Source organism: Streptomyces sp. SYP-A7185 (assembly GCF_046103685.1).
Taxonomy (GTDB): Bacteria; Actinomycetota; Actinomycetes; order Streptomycetales; family Streptomycetaceae; genus Streptomyces.
The window spans coordinates 380052-401110 of the sequence record NZ_CP122310.1; the positions used below are offsets into that span (position 1 = coordinate 380052).

At 72.2% G+C, this 21059-nt stretch carries 6 protein-coding genes; 5 read left to right on the plus strand and 1 reads right to left on the minus strand.

Translation table 11 applies throughout. The features are described 5' to 3' along the window. Nucleotides 1–68: 68 nt before the first annotated feature. Both QBL25_RS01845 and QBL25_RS01850 read left to right on the plus strand, forming a co-directional pair. On the plus strand, nucleotides 69–2897 hold the full coding sequence (locus QBL25_RS01845; RefSeq protein ID WP_409055172.1) for a right-handed parallel beta-helix repeat-containing protein: 2829 nt from the start codon (nucleotides 69–71) through the stop codon (nucleotides 2895–2897). An 18-nt stretch (nucleotides 2898–2915) separates the two neighbouring features. Next, nucleotides 2916–3239 carry a WXG100 family type VII secretion target gene (locus QBL25_RS01850; RefSeq protein WP_409055173.1) on the plus strand — a complete coding sequence of 108 codons (324 nt, stop codon included), beginning with the start codon at nucleotides 2916–2918 and terminating at the stop codon, nucleotides 3237–3239. Between the two features lie 118 nt (nucleotides 3240–3357). On the opposite strand, the gene QBL25_RS01855 is transcribed toward QBL25_RS01850, so the two are convergent. Continuing rightward, the gene (locus tag QBL25_RS01855; RefSeq protein ID WP_409055174.1) at nucleotides 3358–3996 is read right to left on the minus strand and encodes a hypothetical protein; all 639 of its coding nucleotides are present in this window, start codon (nucleotides 3994–3996) and stop codon (nucleotides 3358–3360) included. 199 nt (nucleotides 3997–4195) lie between these two features. Between QBL25_RS01855 and QBL25_RS01860 the strand changes: the two genes are divergently transcribed. The 3 genes from QBL25_RS01860 to QBL25_RS01870 all read left to right on the plus strand — a co-directional run bounded on the left by QBL25_RS01860 (nucleotide 4196) and on the right by QBL25_RS01870 (nucleotide 21041). After that, on the plus strand, nucleotides 4196–4636 hold the full coding sequence (locus tag QBL25_RS01860; protein ID WP_409055175.1) for a WXG100 family type VII secretion target: 441 nt from the start codon (nucleotides 4196–4198) through the stop codon (nucleotides 4634–4636). An 83-nt stretch (nucleotides 4637–4719) separates the two neighbouring features. Then, nucleotides 4720–8901, plus strand: coding sequence for a type VII secretion protein EccCa (gene eccCa / locus QBL25_RS01865; RefSeq protein ID WP_409055176.1), 4182 nt, complete (start codon nucleotides 4720–4722; stop codon nucleotides 8899–8901). An 83-nt stretch (nucleotides 8902–8984) separates the two neighbouring features. Continuing rightward, a complete protein-coding gene (locus QBL25_RS01870; RefSeq protein ID WP_409055177.1) occupies nucleotides 8985–21041 on the plus strand; it encodes a hypothetical protein in 12057 nt (4018 codons plus the stop codon). The last annotated feature ends 18 nt before the right edge of the window (nucleotides 21042–21059 follow it).

Genomic DNA, 21059 nt, shown 5'->3' on the forward strand with positions numbered 1-21059 from the left:
CGGTGCCGGGCGGTGGTAGGGCTGCCGCGGCGGCCAGGAGCCGGGCAGACGGGACAGGGGTGCAGGGGGTGAAGCTGGGCGCGCAGCGTGTGGCGCCCGGCAGTTGGGGCGCCCATCGCTCCATCGGGGCAGCGGTCAGGGACGCGGAGTCCGGCACCGTGATCACGGTGCAGGCCGGGACGTACACCGAGAGCCTGGTCCTGGACAAGGACATCAGCCTGGTCGCCAAGGGCACCGTACGGCTGGTCGCTCCGCGCGGCCCGGCCGTCACCGTGCACGCGGGCCGCGCCGAGCTGCGCGGCTTCGCGCTGGTCTCCCCCGCGCCCCGCGAGGCCGCCGTGCTGCTGCGTGGCGGTGAACCGGTGCTGCGGAACTGCGAGATCACCGGCGGCCGCGTCGAGGTCGCCGCGGCGGCCGCTCCGTTGCTCAGCGGCTGTTCGGTGCGGCAGGCCGCGGGCACGGCGGTGCGTCTGACGGGCACCAGCCGCACCACGCTGGAGCAGCTGACGGTCGGCGACTGCACCGGGGACGGCGTGGTCGTCGAGGACGAGGCGGTGCTGGAGCTGACCGACGCGCTGGTCGACGGTGTCACCGGAAACGGCGTCGTGATGATGGCCGGGGCCCAGGCGGCTTTGACCCGCTGCGAGATACGCGGCAGCGGCGCCGCCGCCGTCCTGGTGGACGGGCACGCCTGTGCGGCGCTTAGTGATTGCCGCCTGTACGAGGCGAGCGGACAGGGCATCTGGGTACGCGGGACGGCGGGCCGCTCGCCGGGCGCGGAGAACGGCTCGCCGTGGGATGTCCGTTCCGGCGACGAAGCCCGGAGCTCGGTGACGCCCTCCCCGGCCGCCGACCGCGCCCGGGGCGTACGGCTGCGCGATTGTGAGATCTTCCGTACCGGGCGCTCCGGTGTACTGGTGGAAGACGCGAGCGCGGTCGCCCTGGACGGCTGTCACGTGCACCACACCGCCGGTGCCGCGGTGCTGGTCACGGGCGAGGCCGTCGCGGAGTTGGTCTCGGTGCGGGCCGTGGACTGCGCGGACACCGCGCTGGTCGTCAGCGCGACCGGGCACACCACCGCGCGCGATTGCACCTTCGCCCGCACCGGCGCCAACGGGCTGTACGCGACGGGCGAGGCCGAGGTCACGCTGACCGGCTGCACCGTGCGGGAGACCGCCTATACAGCCGTGCACCTGGGCGGTTCGGCGCGGGTGACCGCACGGGACTGCGCGATCGGCGGCACTCCCGAGTACGGCGCACGGGTCACGGAACGGGCCGAACTCCTGGCGCAGCGGTGCGAGGTGAGCGACGTCGCGTTGACGGGGGTGTCCGTGGAGGGCGGCGACGCGGCCCTGCGCGAGTGCCGGATCGAGGGCGAGCGCGAGGGCGTCCGTCTGCTCACCACCCACCGGCCGCTGCTGGCGGAGTGCGCCGTCACCTCCCTCGGTGGGACCGGTGTCCGGGTCGGCCGGGACACGGGCGCCCGGCTGGAGGACCTGACGATCACCGGCAGCACCACCGGTCTGCTCCTGGAGGAGGACAGCACGGCCCACGTGGAGGGCGGAGCGGTGCACGAGTCGCGGGGCAGCGGTGTGGTGGTGCACGCCGGGGCCCGGCCCACGGTCCGCGGCCTCACGGTCGAAGCCGCGGCGAAGAACGCGCTGTTCGTCGAGGACGGCGGCGAAGGCCGCTACGAGGACTGTCACTTCACGACGAGCCGGTTGGCCGCCGTGCACGCCGGGGCCCGCTCTCGGATCGTGCTGCGCCGCTGCACCGTGGACGGCACCGAGACCGACCTGCTGCGGGACGAAGGGGCCGAGGTGTACGCGGAGGACTGCCACGTCGAGGAGGTGACCGATCCGGTCCTGCCGACGCTGTCACCCCCGGCGGCACGGGAGGGCAGCGCCCCCGAGCCCGGCGTCCGTAGAGCAGCCGGGCTCACCGGCGCCAAGGATGGGGGCAAGAAGGCCTCCCCCGACACCGACACCGACTCCGAGGGCATCGAGGCAGCCGCGGCGAAACTGGAGCAACTCCACGCGGAGCTGGGCCGCCTGGTCGGTCTGGACGGCGTCAAACGCGATGTGGTCACGCTCACGAAGCTGATGCAGATGGTCAAGGTCCGCCAGGACGCCGGGCTGGCACCGCCGCCGCTGAGCAGGCACCTGGTCTTCGAGGGAAACCCCGGCACCGGCAAGACCACCGTGGCCCGCCTCTACGGCGGTTTCCTTGCGGCGCTGGGGCTGCTGGGCCGGGGCCACCTGGTCGAGGCCGACCGCGGCGACCTGGTCGGCGAGTACATCGGACACACCGCGCCCAGGACGACCGCCGTCTTCAAGCGCGCCCTGGGCGGCGTGCTGTTCATCGACGAGGCGTACTCCCTGGCGCCCCCGGGCCAGTCGACCGACTTCGGCTCGGAGGCCATCTCCACCCTGGTGAAGCTGATGGAGGACCACCGCGACGAGGTGGTCGTCATCGTCGCCGGATATCCCAGCGAGATGAACCGGCTGCTGGAATCCAACGCCGGCTTGGCCTCGCGCTTCACGCGCACGCTGACCTTCGACGACTACTCCCCGGCCGAGCTGGTGCGCATCGTCGAGCATCAGGCCGACAGCCACGACTACATCTTCACGCCCCAGACCACCGCAGCGCTGCACGACTACTTCCAGACCCTGCCGCGCGGCGAGCAGTTCGGCAACGGACGCAGCGCGCGGCAGGTGTTCCAGCGGATGACCGAGCGGCACGCGCAGCGCGTGGCCGAACTCGGCATGAGCGCCGTGGATCTGGCCTCGGCCGACGAGGAACTGCTCACCACTCTCCAGCCCGCCGATATCCCCGCGGCCGAGGGTGTGCCGGCGACAGGGCACGACAGAACGCCACAGGACTTCGGACCAAGGTGAAAGGCGGGTGGCTTCGCGATGGCGGAAGACCCGGGCATGACGCAGTGGCGCGCGGACCTCGCGGCGCTGAAGGAAGCGATCGGTGTGGTGGAGCGGGAGTCGACGTCGATCTCGGAGACCATGGCGGCGATCGACTCCAAGTCGAACGACATCAGCACCCACTGGAACAGCCCGTCCTACGGCACGTTCGACGAGATCAAGACGTGGTTCCAGACCAGTCAGCACGATCTGGAAGCGCTGTTGAAGGACATCGTGCACCGGATGCACACCAGTTATACGAACTATCACAACGCCGAGAACGCGAACTACGACAACGTCAGCGACGGGCAGTCCGGTGCCTGAGCGGCATCGTGGCGTGCCCGGAGCGCAGCCCGGCGGACGGCGCAGGGCGCGTCAGCGTGAGGCGGCGTGCGGTCGCCTCACTCCGCGCGGGCGCAGCGGGGCCTCGGCCCCGGCCGGCTCACTTCTTGGACGGCGGTTCGGGGAAGCGCGACTTGCGGTCGGCTTCCGCGTAGACCTGCCCGGAGTGGTTGAGCAGCGCGATGTACTCGCCCAGTCTCTCGATCGTGGAGCCGATCTGGAGCAGCGCGCGCTCCATGGCCGGGTTCATCTCGGCGGCGAAGGTCTCGCCGGTCGCGGCGAACGGGTTGGCGACCGACTTGCCCTCCATGGGGTCGTACGCCATGGAGTTGCTGTTGCCTGCCCCTTTCTCGTACTTGTCCGTGGCGCCCTGCCCGAAGACGCTGTCCTTGACGGCGGCGACCTTGGCGCGGACTTCCTCGTACTTGTTCACCGCGCCGCGGGCCTCGGTGAGCATCGACTGCTCCGCGGTGCGCAGTGCGCCGAGGTCGATCCGCAGATCCGCGGAGGGCTCGGTGATTTCCTCGGCCGGTGGTCCGCCCCCGTCTTTGGACAGGTCCTTCGGGTCGAGGTTGAAGGAGGGCGGCGCATCCCAGGCGACCTCGGTATCCGGTACCAGGTGGCTGAGGTCCTTGCCGTTGTCCGCCGAGGGATCGGCCTCTCCGTCACCGTCCTCGTCCGTCACCTCCGGCTCGGGCAGCGGCGTCTTGTCGTACTGCGAGTCGATCGGGTCGGTCACGGCGTCTCCCTCGTCTCTCCCCCGCCGACTTCCCGGCCCGGTGTCCGGGGGCGTGGCGTGCGGGGCAACGCCCCGAAGAACTGCGGTCAGGTTTACCACTTACCTCATGAATTGTCAGCAAGCTCCCTGGTTCCTGCTGTTGAGGGAATCACCCCATATCTGATGTATCCATCGGATCACCACCCGCGAAGGGCCAGTCATGGCTGACCACGGCACCACCGACTACGACCTCTCCGTCATCGACGTGTCCCCCGGCGGCATGACAAGCACGTCCAAGCAACTGGCCGACCTCGCCCTGGTCGTCTCCGAGCGCATCGGCGCCATCAACACCACCCTGGGCGGGCTGCGCGTCGCCTGGCAGGGCAAGGCCGCCTCCGACGCCGAGGAGTTGAGCAAGGAGTGGACGCGAGTCATGACCGCCCTGTTCGGCACCGTGGAGAACCCGCTCCTTGGGGTGCTGCCCACGCTGGCGGACGGCCTGGGCATGGCGTCGGGCAACTTCAGCGTGGCCGAGGTGGGCGTGACCAACCTCTTCAAGGAATTCCTCGCCAACCAGTCGGCGGAGGGCGACCCCGGCGCCGCCCCCGAGGAGATCACCGACACCAACAGGACGGCGGTCACCATGACCTTCCCCTACTGAGCACGCCGCCTTTCCCGTACTGAGCACACCCTCTTCCCGCCCGCCCCGCTCTCCCCGCCCCGACAGCCAGCTAGGCAGCCACCGTGAGTCGAACCCCCTTCCACCGCCCCGTCCGGATGACGCCCCCGCCGATGCCCGAGGGCCTGACGAAACTGGCCTCTCCGCCCCAGCGGCCCCAGCCGCAGGGCGCGGCGGGCTGGCTGATGCTTCTCCTGCCCCTGCTGTCCAGCGTGAGCATGGCCGCGTACATGGTGGCCTACGGCAAGGCATGGATGATCCTGCTGGGCTTCGCCTTCGTCGTGGTCTCCGTGGGCATCACCATCGGCGTCCGGATGCAATTGCGGGGCAGCCGGCGCCGCAATCAGTTCCGCCAGCGGGAGCAGTACCTGGAGTACCTGTCCGGCGTCCGCAAGCGGGCCCTGCTGGCCAAGGTCGGCCAGCAGGCCGCCGACGCATGGCGCCATCCGCACCCCGAGCGGCTGTGGGCGATAGCCCACCAGCGGCGCCGCGTGTGGGAACGCCGCCCCGGCGACAGCGACTTCCTCCAGCTGCGGCTCGGCACCGGTACGGTGCCGCTGGCCGACGCCCTGCAGGTGCCGGAACAGAAGGATCCGACCATCGAAGTCGACATGCGGTGCCAGCACGCCGCCGCCGAACTGGTCGACGCGCACAATACGGTGGACGGCCAGGCCGCCTGGCTGGACCTGCGGGCGTCCGGCGTGGTCAGCCTGTTGGGCCCACGCCCACGCACCCGGGAGCTGGCCCAGAGCCTGCTGCTGCAGCTGTCCGTGCTGCATGCCCCCGACGACGTACGGATTGCCGTGGTCACCGGCGGCAACTCCGCCTGGGACTGGGTGAAGTGGCTGCCGCACGCCCAGCAGCCCGACCAGGAGGCGCAGAGCCGCGATCAGGAAGTCGTGCCGCTGCTCGCCGACGACCTCGCCGGACTCCAGGATCATCTGCGGGCCACCTTGGACCAGGCCATCGCGGCCCGCACCGACCGCGCCAGCCGTCTGATCGCGCAGCGGGACAACAGCCCCCGCCGCCAACTGGTCGTCCTCCTGGACGACTACGAACCCGGGACGCACTGGGCCCGCTCGGCCCTGCTGACCGACCTACTCACCGAGGCTGGCCCCGACCTGGGGGTGCACGTGGTGTGCCTGGTGGAAGAGGAGGGCTCCGAACCGGGCCGGGTCGACGTCCGCGCACGGACCGACGCACGCGGCGGCCTCGTCCTGGAGGGGCGCACACCGGGTCTGCACGCGACGATCGACAAGGGCACCGTCGACGAGGTGGAGCCCGCCGTGCTGATGGCTGCCGCCCGTGCCCTGGCGCCGCTGCGCCTTTCGGGCGAACGCGAACAGGTCCTCTCCGAGCACATCTCCCTCTCGCGGATGCTGGGCTTCTCCGACCTCGCGGCCTTCGACCCGGCCGCCAAGCGGCGCGGCCCCGACGAGAAGAACCTGCTCAGCGTCCCCATCGGGGTGACCGGCACCGGCGAACCTCTGCATTTGGACCTCAAGGAGTCGGCGCAGGGCGGCATCGGCCCGCACGGGCTGGTCGTGGGCGCCACCGGGTCCGGCAAGAGCGAACTGCTGCGCACGCTGGTCACCGGGATGGCCATGGTGCACGCACCCGAGCACCTGGCCTTCGTCCTGGTCGACTTCAAGGGCGGCGCCACCTTCGCCGGCGTCACCGAGCTGCCGCACGTCTCCGGCCTGATCACCAACCTCGCCGACGACCTCGCGATGGTCGACCGGATGCGCCGGGCCCTGCAAGGCGAACAGCAGCGCCGGCAGCGGATGCTGCGCGAGGCCGGGAACGTCGACTCCGTACGCGAGTACCAGCTCCGTCAGGCCGCGGGCGGCACCGACATCCACGGCAAGCCGCTCGAACCCCTGCCCTACCTGGTCGTCATCGTCGACGAGTTCGGCGAACTCCTCTCCCAACGGCCCGACTTCATCGACCTGTTCGTACAGATCGGCAGGGTCGGACGCTCCCTGGGCATGCACCTGCTCCTGGCCACACAACGCCTGGAGGAAGGCCGGCTGCGCGGCCTGGAATCCCACCTGTCCTACCGGATCTGCCTGCGCACCTTCAGCGCCGCCGAGTCCCGAGCCGTCCTCGGCACCCCCGACGCCTACGCGCTGCCCGCCATCCCCGGCTCCGCCTATCTGAAGGTGGACGAGTCGGTCTACGAGCGATTCCGAGTCGCCCACGTCTCCGCGCCCTACCACGAGCCGGACACCGCCACGACCGCCGTGGCCGCCGAACCGGTGCCCTTCGCCGTGCACGGTGACCTCGCGCCGCTCGCCCCCGAGGAGAGCGAGGCCACCGGCTGGGCCTGGACGCCGGACGCGGTCGCGACCGAACTGCAGATCGCCGTCGAGCGCCTGGTGCACGAGGACGCCCCGGGCCACCAGGTGTGGCTGCCGCCGCTGCCGACGCACTTCGCCCTCAGCTCGCTGCTCGGTGAGCCGGAGATCGACCCGGAGCTGGGGCTGCGCTGTCCCCAGTGGCCCTACGCGGGCCAGCTGGTGTTCCCCATCGGTGTGCTCGACGTACCCTCGCGCCAAGAACAGCGGCCCCTCACCGCCGACCTGACGGGACGTCAAGGTCACGTCGCGCTGGTGGGCGCCCCGCAAAGCGGCAAGTCCACCTTCCTGCGCACCGCGATGCTCAGCGCCATGCTCACCCACACCCCCGACGAGCTGCAGTTCTACGCCATCGACATGGGCGGCGGCTCACTGCACCAGCTGAGCGAGGCACCGCACATGGCGGGCGTGGCAGGCCGCCGTGACGAGGAGCGGGTACGCCGGGTCCTTGCCGAGGTCAGCCGCCTGGTCTCCGCGCGCGAGCGCATGTTCCGCGACCTGCGCATCCAGTCGGCGGCCGAGCTGCGCACCCGCCGCTCCGAGGGCGAACTGCCCGACGGCGTACGGGCCGCGGACATCGTGCTGGTCGTCGACAACTGGGCTGCCCTGCACGCCTCCGACGAGAACGCCGTCACCACCCTCACCGACATCGCCGCCCGCGGGCTGGGCGTCGGGGTCCACCTGTGGCTGACCGCCAACCGGTGGGCGGAGATCCGCGTCGGCCTGCGCGACAACATTCCCGGCCGCCTCGAACTGTGGCTCAACGACCCCTCCGAGTCCGAGATCAGCCGCCCCGCCGCCCGGGCCCTGGGCCAGAGCGTTCCCGGGCGAGGGCTGGCCTCACCCGGACTGACCCACCACGTCGCACTGCCCCGACTGGACGGCGTCGACGGCATGGACGGGCTCGCCGACGCCGAGCGCCGGCTGGTGTCCCAGATCGCCAAGAGCTGGCAGCGGGCGGCGGCCCCGGCGTTGCGCGTCCTGCCCGAGCGGATCACCGTCCGCGAACTGTCGGCCACCGCAACGCCCGCCCTCGCCGACCGCTGGGAGGGCCATGGCGCCGCCATCAAGGACCACGAGACACCGATCGGTCTGCGCGAGTCCGATCTGCGCCCCGTCGGCCTCGACCTGACCTCCGGCGCCCCCCACTTCGTGGTCTTCGGCGACTCCAGCTCCGGCAAGACCGCGTTCCTGCGCGCCTGGATGCGCGCCCTGGCAGCCCGCCACACCGCGCACGACCTGCGCTTCATGGTCGTCGACTACCGGCACAGCCTGCTGGGCGTGGTGCCCGACGAGTACATCGGTGCCCGGGGCGGCAACTCCGACCTGGTCGGCGGCCAGGTACAGGCGCTCACCGAGACACTGCGCTCCCGGGTACCCCCGGCCGACATCACCCCCGCCCAGCTCGCCGAGCGCGGCTGGTGGCAGGGCCCCGAACTGTACGTCGTCGCCGACGACTACGACCTGGCGGCAGGCAGCATGGGACGCGGCCCGCTCGCCCCGCTGGCCGAGTTCATCCCGCAGGCCGACGAGCTGGGCTTCCACCTGGTGCTGGCCCGCCGGGTCAGCGGCGCCGCCCGCGCCCTGCTGTCGGACCCGCTGCTGAGCAAGCTCAAGGAGATCGGCTCCGACGCCCTGCTGCTGTCCGGCGACCACCGCGAAGGGGTCCTGGTCCACGACCAGCGCGCCCACCGCCGCCCGCCCGGTCGCGGCACGCTGGTCCGCCGGGGCCACGAGCCCAGCCTCGTCCAGATCGCCCTGGACGAACGGGATGCGCCGACCGAGGTGTCCCCCGCGTCGCCGGGAGACCAGAACGGCGATCGGCAGGACGGCGATTCCCGGGCCGCGCAACCGCCCGCCACGCAGACACAGCCTCTGACCCAGACGTAGCACCTGCACAGACGCAGACCGCCGAGTGCGGCGCCTGACCGGCGACCGTCGAGCACCGAACGCCCAGGGAGGGCGGCAGCACCATGGTTGACGCGGATTCCGTACTCGGCGACATCAAGATCGCCGAGATCTACGCTCTGGGCAATGCCTGGATCCAGCTCGGTGACGACCTCTACGAGCGCCGGGCGGCCGTCAACGGCCATGTGGAAGGCATCGGCATGACCGGCGCGGCGGGCAACGAGGCGCGCCGCGCCTGGAACGAGGGGCTCGCCAAGACCGTCGACGCCGCCGCCGAGAACGCCTGGACGATCGGCCAGACGATCAACCGCTACGCCGCCGAGCTGTACGCGGCGGCCGAGGAGTACGCCAAGCAGCTCAACGCCGCCATGTGGGCGAACATCCTGGGCATCCTCGGCGGCCTCGTCCTCATCGGCCTCGGTCCGCTCCTGGGCAGACTGCTGGCGTTGATCGGCTCTCTGCTGGCCAGACTGATCCCTGTCCTGGCCACGATCGCGGGCCGTCTCGGCAGCGTGGGCAGCACGATCGTGGGCGTGGGCGGCGGCGCTGTCGCCGGCGCCGCGAGCGAGGTGGCCTTCGACATGGGCGTGGGCGCGCTGGGCGCCGAGATCGCGGGTACCGACTTCAAAGCGGACTGGACGGTGGCCATCAGCGCCATCTCCGGCGCGGCGTTCGGCGCCCACGGCGGCGGCATGGCGGGCCGGCACTTCGGGGGTGGGAACCCCAGCGTTCCCAAACCCAATCCCGGGACCACCGCCCCGCCGTCGACCGCGCCTCCCGGCGTCACCCCGGTCGGCTCCAAACCCGTACCCGGCGGTGACGGGGGCGGCGCGGTCCCGCCCCCGTCCCGGCTACCGGGCGGCGACCACTCCCTCCCGGCCCCCGGCGGCTCGGGCAACACAGGCGGGGCGTCCACTCCCCCTGCGCTCGGCGGCAGGGGCGGGGACGCCGCCACACAGGCCCACCCCACCAACAGCGGGTCCGGCGGCGGTGGCCGATCCGCTGACGTGGGTATGCCCTCCCCGCCGGCAAGGAGTGACGGCTCCTCCACGGCGCCGCCCCCCACGCCGGTACCGGGCCGCGTGAAGTCGCAGGACACCGGCGCTCCTGCCCCGGCCCCGGCCCCCACGCCAGGCCCGGCGGCACGCGGTGGAAGCGGAGGCGGCGCCCCGCAGCCTCCGGCTGCCACACGTCCCGGCGCCTCCGGGGAAGGCGTCACCTCGCCCCCGCCGGTCACCAAGCGCGCGGCCGGCTCCTCCGACGGCTCTCGGGTCACCCCGGACTCCCAGCTCGGTGGCGGGGCCCCCGGAGGGAAGGGCCGCGACAACCCGGTCCCACCCCCCGGCCGATCGCGCGGCAAAACCGCTGATTGGGGTTCGCACGGCCCAGGACGCCATCTGCCCGGTGACGTACGAAACTCGCACGGGACCCCGCCCAAACAACATGCGACGGACACTGAGCCCAACGGCGGCAACCCCCACGGCGGCAGCGGGAGTACGTCGCCGATCGACCGGCCGGGACAGCGCCTCGGCGACGGGAAGAGGGTGGGCCCCACCCCGCCGCCGAAACAACCCACACCCGACACAAACACCGACACCCACAGCGCAAACGGCACCACCTCACCACTCGACCGCCCAGGACAACGCCTCGACGACGGCAAAAAGGTGGCCCCCACCCCACCGCCCAAACAACCCACACCCGACACAAACACCGACACCCACAGCGCAAACGGCACCACCTCACCACTCGACCGCCCAGGACAACGCCTCGACGACGGCAGAAGGGTCGGTCCCACTCCGCCGCCCAAACAGCACGCGCCGGACACGGACACGGACGGCTCGAATTTCAAAGGCGCGGGACGGACTCTGGGTGACGGCCAGAAGGACCCGTACGGCTTCACCACACCTCGCCCCGACGGAACAGTGAGGGCGACGGACGGAGAAACGGGACCTGTCGTCCCCAAGCCGTCCTCGCGCAAGGGTGCCGGCTACGACCGGCCCTTCACGATGAACGACCTTCCCTCCGGGACGCCGTCGGGTGCCGGCAGGGGTCCGGGTTCCGGTGCGGGCAGCCTGCGGCCCAACTACGGCAACGACAGCGCCACTTACACCACAACCCACACGCCGAGCGATCCCCCGGGCACGCCTCAGAAGGGGGGCCACCCCGGCGGGAGCGGTGTCCGCCCGCCCTCCCCCGGCAAGACGCAGACCGCCGAGAATGCGGGCGGTCCGAAGGCCGATCCTCATGCACGGCAGGACGTCCCCCACCGCTCCCAGGGCACCGGCCCGGGTACCGGCTCAACCGGGGACAGCTCCACCTCGTCACGGCCCACGGGCGATACGGGGACTCGCTCGACCCAGCCGGTACCGGTCCGCGGCGAGGACAAGCCCGGCACGGGCATGGGACGGCCGAACGGCTCCGGGGATTCCGGCACCGAGATGACCAGGCCGGGCTCGGGCCGGTCCACGCAAGAGCACGAGGAGCAGCGCATCCCGGGTGAACGTCATGGGGTCACTGCGACGCCGCGTACCTCGGAGCCGGAGCCGGACTGGGCCCCGGACGCAGGGACGAACTCACGGTCGGGCAGGGAGCGCGAGCACGGCGAAGCCCCTGGCATCCGTCCGGCCCAGGAAACCAGCGAGGCCCCCGGCATCCGTCCCACCCGGGAAACCAGCGAAGCCCCCGGCACCCGCCCCACCCGGGAAACCAGCGAACCCCCGATCTCGCGTCAAGGCACGGACACGGCCGTGACCACGGGCGTACACCCTCACACCGAAGTTCCCCCGCCCAGCCACCGTCACCCGGGCGCGGCACGATTCGACGTCGACGCCGCCCGGGCACGGCTCGACGACCCCACCGTGCCGCCGGACCGCAGGGAAGAGTCCCTCCAATGGTCCGAACGCGCCGTATGGGACCGCATCCAGCAGGTAGCACCGGGCCGGCACCCGTCGGGCGTCGTCGCGCGACCCGACGAAGTCGTGGAACTGGTCGCCGCGGAACACCTGCGCGCGGGCCACTTGCCGGCGGGGGCCCTGTTGGGCTCCCTCGTCCCCGACTCCGCTCACCTGTCTCCGGGACGGTCGCGTCCTGAGAGCGAACCCGTCACCTCGGCGGTGCCGGACGCGACGGCACCCACGACACCGGCCAAGGAAGGCGACACCGCGGAGTCCGCCGACACTCCACGGCTCCCGACGACCGCCGACCCGGAGACCGGGCAGCCACCCGCCTCCCGGGTCTGGCAGGAGGAGATCGGGGAGTTGACGGATGAGGGCGAGCTGGGCGGTCAGGCCCTGGTTCATGAAGTGCGCCGCGAGTTGCAGCGGCTGAAGCACGCGGATGCCCCGGTCACGGCGTCGGACATCGCCCGCCTGCATGCGGAGTTGCCTGATTCGCTGCGGGATCGCGGGACGCTTCGTCAGCGTGGGGAGGCGATCGCACAGACGGTCGTGACTGGTCGCCCGTTCACGCTGCCCGGTGGTATGCCCTCGTGGTCTCGGAGCTACCCGGAGGCGATGGAGATGGACGACGAGGCGTCCGCGTGGCCTCCGCCCCGTCGGGAACGGCGGGCATCGCGGGGTGCCGACGAGCTCGCCGACCTGGTCGAGCAGCAGTGGCGTTCCCAGCAGCGGCTACGGGCGTACGACCGCGAGCAGCAGAGGCGGGCGGATGAACTCGAGCGCCAACGTGCGTACGACCGCGAGCAGCGCAGACGGGCAGATGAGCGCGAGCGGCAGCGTGCGTACGACCGCGAGCAGCAGCAACGGCAGGAGCGGGCTTATGGCCGTGAGCCGCAGCGGCCCTACGAGGAGATGGACGTGGACATGTCTCCGGGGTCCACGCGTGACCGCCGGTCAAGCATGTACGGCTCGTCCAGCCGGCCCGAGTCTTCCTCAGGCGCCGGGCGGTTGGGCGCGCGGGTGATCCGGCCATCCCGGCCGCCGATCTCCTTCCGTACTCCCGTACCGGCGATAGGGAGGGAGAGCAGCCGGTCCAGTCAGGGAGAAGGCCGCTCGCGTCACCGGAGCGCGCACAGGTCGTCGAGGTCGCGGTCTGCGTCGGTCCAGGCCACACCGCAGGAGCAGTTGCAGTCGATCGCCAGGAACGTGCTGGCCGAGGTGCCCCGGCGCATATCGCTGGGAGCGGGCAACCAGGCGTCCTCCAGGGCGGCGACCGGTGGCGCGAACGCAGAGATCCTCGCCTTCGCCCGCGGGGTTTCCCGCCAGCCGGTCGACACCCTCCAGCAGTGGCTGGGGCAGAACGCCGCGCAGGCCCAGCTGGCGGGGGCCGGCAACTGCGGCGAGAACGCCGCCATGGCGTTCGTCCTCCTCAACCAGCAGCGGCTGCCCGCGGGCGCCTCCATCTGGTACGTCGACCTCAACCTGAAGCCGGACGAGGACCCCCGCCGTCCGATCGCCCCCTATGTCGATCACGTCTTCACCGCGATCGGCTTCCCCGACCGGCCCCTCGACATCGTCATCGTCGACCCCTGGCAGTTGCGCACCCGGCCGATCCTGGCCTCGGACCCGGCCTTCACCTTCCCATTCCTGGTCGGCACGCGGGAGAACCCGCAGATCTCACCGCGGGCCGTGCAGATCCAGCCGGACGGCGTCGACTACCTGGCCTTCGGTCTCAGCACGATCAACAGGGCCGAGCTCGACGATCACATGCAGTACGCCTATGCCCCCGTGGATCCGAGTGTGTACGTGGGCCAGCCCGGTATGTACGAACACGTGATGGGACCCGCCGACCCCGACGACAGGCGTTACTACGGCCTGCGGGGCGGCTCCCCGGACACCGGCATCGAGCCCGTTGAGCAGCAGTGGCACATCGGCCGGGACGTCACCCTGGCCCAACCGCGCCGAGGAGGTGTCCTGCGCGGCCCCGCCGCGGTGATGGAGGCCGGTGCCGGGGGCACCGGCGGAGCATTCACCAGGTTCGATCTTCCCTTGCCCGTCGGCGGAGCAGGCTCGTCCGCCACACCGCTGGGATACGAGGTGAACCCGGGCGGGTGGATCAGACTGCCCGACGGCACCGAACTCTCACCGCTGGGCTGGACCAGCTTCGGTGACGACTTCATCCACGTGCAGGCGGGCGCGCTCCTGCGCGGCGACAACGGCTGGATCGGCCGTATCGGGAACATCGACCAGATCACCGCGGTGCGGACACACTTGGACCCGCAGGCATTCCCCCACACACCAGTACCCACCGACACCGGTCTCCACATGGTGCCCGCCCACCCCGACCACCCCGCGGTCCACATCCCCCTCACCACTCGCACCACCCACGACACACCGCCCGCAGACACGTCCGCGACCACGACCACCGAACCGCACTCGACGGAACAAGCACCCCTAACAGAACGAACAGGAACCTCTTCCCCCGCCGAACAGCCTCCTCCCTCCCAAGAGACGCAGCTGTTCGAGCGCGACCTGGTGCCGCTGTACGTCCCGGCCGAGGGGGACGCGCTGGCGCACGCGCTGACCGCCGTCGCCCCGGGTGAGAGCAGCCGGCTGGCCGGGCACAGCTGGCCTGCCGGACCGGAAGAGCTGCGGGCCGCGCTCGGCGACGCGCTCGCCGGCGATCTGCGCCTGCCGCCGCGGGAGCGCAGGCTGTGGCCCGCCGTGACCGAGCAGGCGGGGCCCTCGGGCACCCCGCTCGCGAGCGCTTCCGGTGGTTCCGAGGACGCGGCCGTCCGTGTCCTGCGGACCGGGACGGGACCGGACGGCGCGGACTGGCTGACCCTGGCCGTCGCAGCGCCTGTACTGGGTCTGCGTCTGACCGTGCTGACCCCGGACGGCACCCCCTGGACGACCGGCCCCGACGACGGCCGCCCGGTCGTCCTCCTCCAGCAGGAGGATCCCCTCCCCCACACCGCACGGTGGGCGGCGACCGAACCCGCCGCCCAGGCCCGCAAGGCCCGGCGGCCCGACGTGTCACGCACCGCCGAGACCTCGGGTTCCGGGTGGGGCACCACGTCCGGCGACAACGCCCCGCGTCCTGGCCGGAGCACTCGTCCCGATGTCTCCGCGACCTCGTCGACCACGTCGGTCGCTCTCGGCACGGGGACCGGAAAGAGTCCGGCGCGGACGGCTGCCGCCGTCTCCGACAGCTCGGGGCCCACGGTGTTCTTCGGCCCCGAACCCCGCCCGGCAGCCCCGGCTCCCCCGTCGACCAGCAACTCACCCGACGCATCGACTACGCCCCCGCCCGCGCGGGAAACCATCGCTCCCGCGTCAACGGCCCCCGAACCACGGGCCGAACAGGGCACGGACACCCACACCGACACGGAAGAACCGGCATCCGTCGTCGTGCCCGCCGACGACAGGACCGAGGTGGCCCCCGCCGGACCGCGGGAGGATGAAGAGACCCCGCGCACCCTGTCTCCGTACGCGCTCACCTACGGCGCGCGGCACGACGGCTCCCTGGGGCTCGTGACGTACGAGCCGCTGTCCGAGGCCTTGCTCGGGGCGCTCCACCAGCAGGTACTGGACGGCCTGGGAGTGGCGGCCGGCAGCACGGAGGAGACAGCGGTGCGCGAGCAACTCGCGGCCGTGCTCAGCCAGTCGGAGATCGGCCGGGAGCTGCCGCAGGTACGCAGCGCCCGCGGACACCGCGTCACCGTCACCGTCGACGGCCGGGAGCACGCCGTCGACGTCCGGCTGCGGCTGACCGACCCCGCGCTGCCCACCCGCGCGGGCGCCTCGGGCGAGGTGCCGCGCCGGACGGCCCTGGAACGGCACGGCGAGGGCGGACAGTCCTCCTCCAGGAGCGCCGGCTCCGGCACCATGCGGACCGTGCCCGTCCCGTGGATCGGGATCTACAACGGTCCGGCCGGGCCCCTGCGCTGGTTCGACGGTTCTCTCGTGCTCAGCCTGACGCACCACCAGTCCTCGGAGTCGCTGACGGTCCACGACGGCCTCACGATCAGAAGCATGCAGCGCGCCAACGAGCGGGCCCATGCGGTGGACTACACCGGCCGCTGGCAGATACGTGTCGACGCGGACCGCAACGCGCCGGTGGACGCCTGGGGCACGGAGCAGGGGCGGGAACGGCTGGCCGTCTGGTTCCCCGAACACCGGGTCTTCGGTGACGGGGAAAGCCCCGGGACGCTGCCCGCCGCGGCCGGTCTTGACGACCTGCCGCTGTGGGGTGTCGACGAGGTCCTCGATCCGGGCAGGCTGCTGGAGGACCTGCGCGCGGACGAGAACTTCGCCGCACTGAACGATCTGGGCGCAGGCTCCCAGGCGGAGTTGGAGGAGTTCCTCTCCGAACGGATGCTGCGTGGCGGTCTGCCGATGCAGCGCGACGGCGGTGCCCACTCGCCGGTGCTGTTCGGCCGGGACGGCAGCTCGGTGGGTGTGCTCCGGCTCGACGCCGTCGTGCTGCCCCAAGATCCGGCCGATCGGACACCGGAGGGAGAGTTCAGCCTGGAGTCCTGGCTCACCGAAAGTTCCGGCGTGAACCAGTCGTCGCAGCTCAGCAACGGCGTCGGGCTCAGCGGCAGCGGCGGGCCCATGTTCACCCCCGACCACGCGGCAGGCCATCCGGACGCGGCCGAGCACATCGGTGGAAGCGTCATGGGCAGGGCCGGCGCGACCTGGCAGTCCAGTGACGCGCTGAACATCAGCAGCGCGGCCGCCCTGATGCACGCCCTCTACACGACCAGCAGTCATCTGCTGGCACCGGCGGACATCACCTACCGGATCACGCTCATCCGCTCCGGCGGCGGCGAGATCACCGGCTCCTACGGCCCGTGGCCGGACAGCGTCTCCCTGCGGCTGACGCAACAGAGCACCGCCCTCGGACACGCTCCCACGCCACAGGAGCTGCGCCGACTGCCCGAGCACCTGGAGAACTTGGAGAGCATCGGATTCTCCGCCGTGCCCCTCGCCGCCGAAGGCACCGGGCCGATGTTCGACCGGGCCGAGACGTGGTTGCGCCAGGAGGGATTTCTCCCGCCGACCGCGCCCGAGCACGTCATCAACGAGGTGCGAGCCGAACGGCAGTTGGAGAACCTGCGCAGGTTCGCCCGACTGCGTTCCCGGCACGGGCAGGCCGCCGCGCTGCCCGACGCCGTCGACGGGGGCCGGCCCCTGTGGTTCGACCTTCCCGACCAGGTGAGCGGAGGCACACGCCGCGTGCAATTGCGGTTCTCCGCCACCCGTGACCGGACCCCGACCGCCGGGCAGGAACAGGCGGGGCCGCCGCCCGCCGTGCACACGCGGCGGTTGCCCGATGTGGAGATGCTGGGCTCCAGTTCCCATGAGGCGCGCGCCGGCCGGCAGCGCGGCAACCAGTTCGGCGGCACGCTGGGCGGCGGTGGAGGTCCGCGCTTCCCGCTCGCCGAAGGAGCCGCGGCGCTGGACGCGACCGTGGACTACACCTACGGCGCGACGCACGACAGCTCGGCGAGCGCCGGGGCCGCAGCCGGCACCGATGCGTTCAACGTCACCACCGGCGCAGGCACCGAACTCTTCGACATCCCGGCCCTGTTCACGCTAGATCTCTACGAAGGCACCGCCGAGGAGCCCGTGGCCCGGTTCGCAACCGAGCCGGCACCCCACCTGGCGCCCGGGACGGACGCCGAGGCGAACCCACGACCCCAACCCGCCCCACCCACGGCCGCCCCCGGACGCGTCCGCCTCGCCGTGCCGAACCCCCGCACCCTCCCGGCAACCTCCCGCCCCCCGGCCGTGCCCGCAGGGCACCAGGTCCGCGCGCCCGTCACCGGCGGCGGCCAGGACGACGACCTGGTGCGGCTGCGCCTGACGGACGACACCGGGCGCCCCCAGCCGGGGTTGCTGCGGCTGCCGGACGACGTGAACGTGGACGTCTTCCGCGGCAGCGCGGCCCTCCAGGAGGCATTCCGGCAGCTGGTCACCGGCACGTATCCCGGCCATCCGGCCGTGGGCACGTTCGGACAGTGGATCGAGGGGGCCGCCCGGCATCTGCCGGACACGGTGACAGGGCCCGGCAACTGGCTGTGGGGGTACCTGACCGGCCCCGCCGCCGACGACCAGCGGGCCTTCGCGGGTGAGGTCCTGTACCAGCAGGTGCGGGTCGCCAGTCTGCTCGGGCGCGCGGCGCAGATCTTCAACGGCGGTTACGTCATCGAAGGTTTGACCCTGCCCGGATTCCTCGCCGACCAGAAGCTGTCCCTGGAGATCGTGGGGTACCTGCACCACCCCACCCACCACGGCTCCTACCGCACGTATGCGGAAAACGATCTCGGCGCCAAGGACACGTCCGCGAAGGCGCGCTCGGTCACCACCTCCCAGCAGTACGGCGGCGCACTGACCGCACTCCAGTCGGCGCCCGCGCCGGCCTCGGACGGCACAGCGCGGACGGCTCCGCAGGCCAACCCCAGCGTGCGGGGCACCTACTCCCACCGCACCGCGCGGACCAGTGAGCAGTCCGCGGGCTCCTCGGTCGTACGGATCGCGACGGAGTCCGGTGAACAGCACCTCATCGGCGCCGACGCCACCTTGCTGGTGACCCTCCGCCAAGGAACGCGCAACGTCGCCCTGAACGGCGCCGGGCTGGGCGGCCGCGACAGCATCACGGTCGCGATCGACCTGCCGCGCGCCGTGCGGTTCCAGCTCTCCCAGGGGCAGCTGGCGCGCTTCGAGCGCTGGTTCGCCGGCGTGCCGGGCGTACCGCGGCCCTTGGCGTCGCAAGCCACGGTGCCCTTGCCCGACCGCTATGTGCGCACCCGCGCGCTGGGTTTCACCGGCGTGCTGTCGGTCACCCAGCTCGATGACCCGATACGGCGCCACGAGAGCCGCGACCGGATGCGGCGAGAACTGCTCGCACTGGTCGAACGGGAGGCGCCGGGCGTGACCCGTCCCGAGCACTTCTCCTATCGGCCCGGCGTGGCCACCCTCATCGCCGACATGACCGCGCCGGCCGAGCTGCGGGCGCTCCCGGGCCGAGGCGGGGCGAGCCTGTGGTTCCGGCACGGCGGCCGTCTGGTGGAGATCGCTCTGACGGCCGAGCCCGAGGGCCAGAGCCCTGCGCTGCGACAGATCCGCGGCCGGCCCGCGGGCGAGGGGGCGGGCCTGGACCAGATCAGCACGCACGCTCCCCACAACCGTGCCGAGACCGAGACGGTCACCCGCTCCCTGCAGGCGTCGGCGAACCCCATCTCCCGGTATGCGCGCCCTTATGGCCGCACCGGCCACACCGACCGGACCGGCCCGGTGCTGTCCGGCACCGGGTCGCGCAGCCACTCCTCGCGTACCGCCTACTCGGCGGAGGACGGCTATTGGACCCGGACCGAGAACGCCGCGGACTTCGACGACGTCGGCTACACCTTCACCGGTACGGTGCGCTCGAAACTCGTCCAGGACTGGCCACCGGACCTGGTCGGCGGAGCCCTGGAGTCCGGCTTCCTGTCCTTGACCGAGCGGGACGGCGGCGAACTGGTCGAGCGGCTGCGCCGGTTGCTGCGCGGCAGGCCCGCCCGCCAGGTCCGGGTCCCGGCGGCGGTGGCCCTGCGGTTCGCCGGCTCGGAGGCCGTCGCGCCACGCCAACACGCACCGGCGGTGCGGCCCCGCGTCACCCGGACCGATCCACGGCTGCCGGCGCCGCAGGGACCGCTGCCGCTCGGCGAACCCCCGTTCGTGGCCGGGCCCCAGCTGATCCCCACCGGCGCGACGCCGGTGTTCGAGTTCAACGCCTTTCGCGAGCTGGCCGAGGCACTGGAGACGGTGGCGCCTGATCTCGCCGCTTCGTGGGGCCTGCCGGCCGATCTGCCACCGGACGCGGCGGCGGTGCGCTTGGGTGAACTCGTACAGTCCGGGGAGATCCTCGTCGACATGCCGCGCACGGCGGCGGGCCTGACCTCCACGATGCCCGGTGCCTGGCCCGCCGAGAGCGAGCCGGCCACGCCCCGCCTCCAGGTGACGCTGCACAACCCCCGGCCGATCAGCGACGCGGCCGACATCGCAGTCGACCGACTGCGGGTGACATCGCGCTCGATCGGCAGTGCCTCGTCGGCGGCCTCGACCGCCGGTCTGGGCTACCAGTTCACCCAGAGCGGCAACGAGCCGAACCTGCACCTGATCAGTTTCACCCTGCCCGTCCTCAACCGGCAGCCGCTCTCCCGCACAGGCAACGCCGCAACCGCCGACGGCGGCTGGGACCGCTTCAAGACCGGTTCCTCCGCCGCCTCCGCGTCCGAGACCGTCACGCGCAGCCACGAGACCCTGGTCGACACCGTGGTGACGGTCACCGGACCGGGCGGGACGCGGCACGTCACCGGCAGTGCCATCGCCCGTGTCTTCGAGCGGGACCTGCTCGGATACGGAGTCACCGGGCCACGCACCGCATCCCAGGTCTACGACCTGCCCTCGATGCTCGCCGAGCAACCGCACGAGGCGCTGCGCAACTGGGCGACGCATCCTGTCACCGAGCTGCCGGCGGTACTGGCCCGGAGGCTGGACGAGCAGGAGAGCGCCGCGCAGCTCTGGCTCCACCTGGGCGCCGACCCGGACGCCGCTGCCTTGGCCCGCGCTCTGTACGTGGGGTCGCGCACCGCGGCGGCGGCCGGCCGGCCGGTGGAGTTGGTACTGCGCGGAGCGACAGGGCTGCGGTTTTGGCCGTTCGCCGCCGACGGCTCACTCGCCGACCTCACCCCGGCCACCCAGGACACCTGGCGCCGGCTGCGCACCGCGATCGTCACGGCCACCGACGCCACCGACGCCGAGGCCGACCAAGTCGCCCGGGAGAGGGAGCTGTTGCCCCGGCAGGCGCAGGCCGAACGGCAGCTGGCGGACGCCCGGCGGGAGCTGGACACCGCGACCGAGGCACAAACCACGGCTGCCGCGGCACACGCCACCGCCCGGACCGCTCGCGCTTCCCTCGCCGAGCGTCTCGGCGACGCCGAGACGGCCCTCGCGCGGGCCCACACCCAAGCCTCCGACCGGGCGGCGGCGGTCGCGGCGGCCGAGGAACATGCCGCCCACACCGAGCACGCCGTGCTGGATGCCCGGCAGAAGGTCAACCAGCAGAAGGTCCACCAGGAGGCCGCTCAAAGCCGGCCGGCCACCGAGGGCACGGAAGAACCGGTGGCGGAAGCGGTCCCCGATCCCCGCACCGCCCTGGCCGAGGCGGAAGCCTAACGCCACCGTGCCCACCTG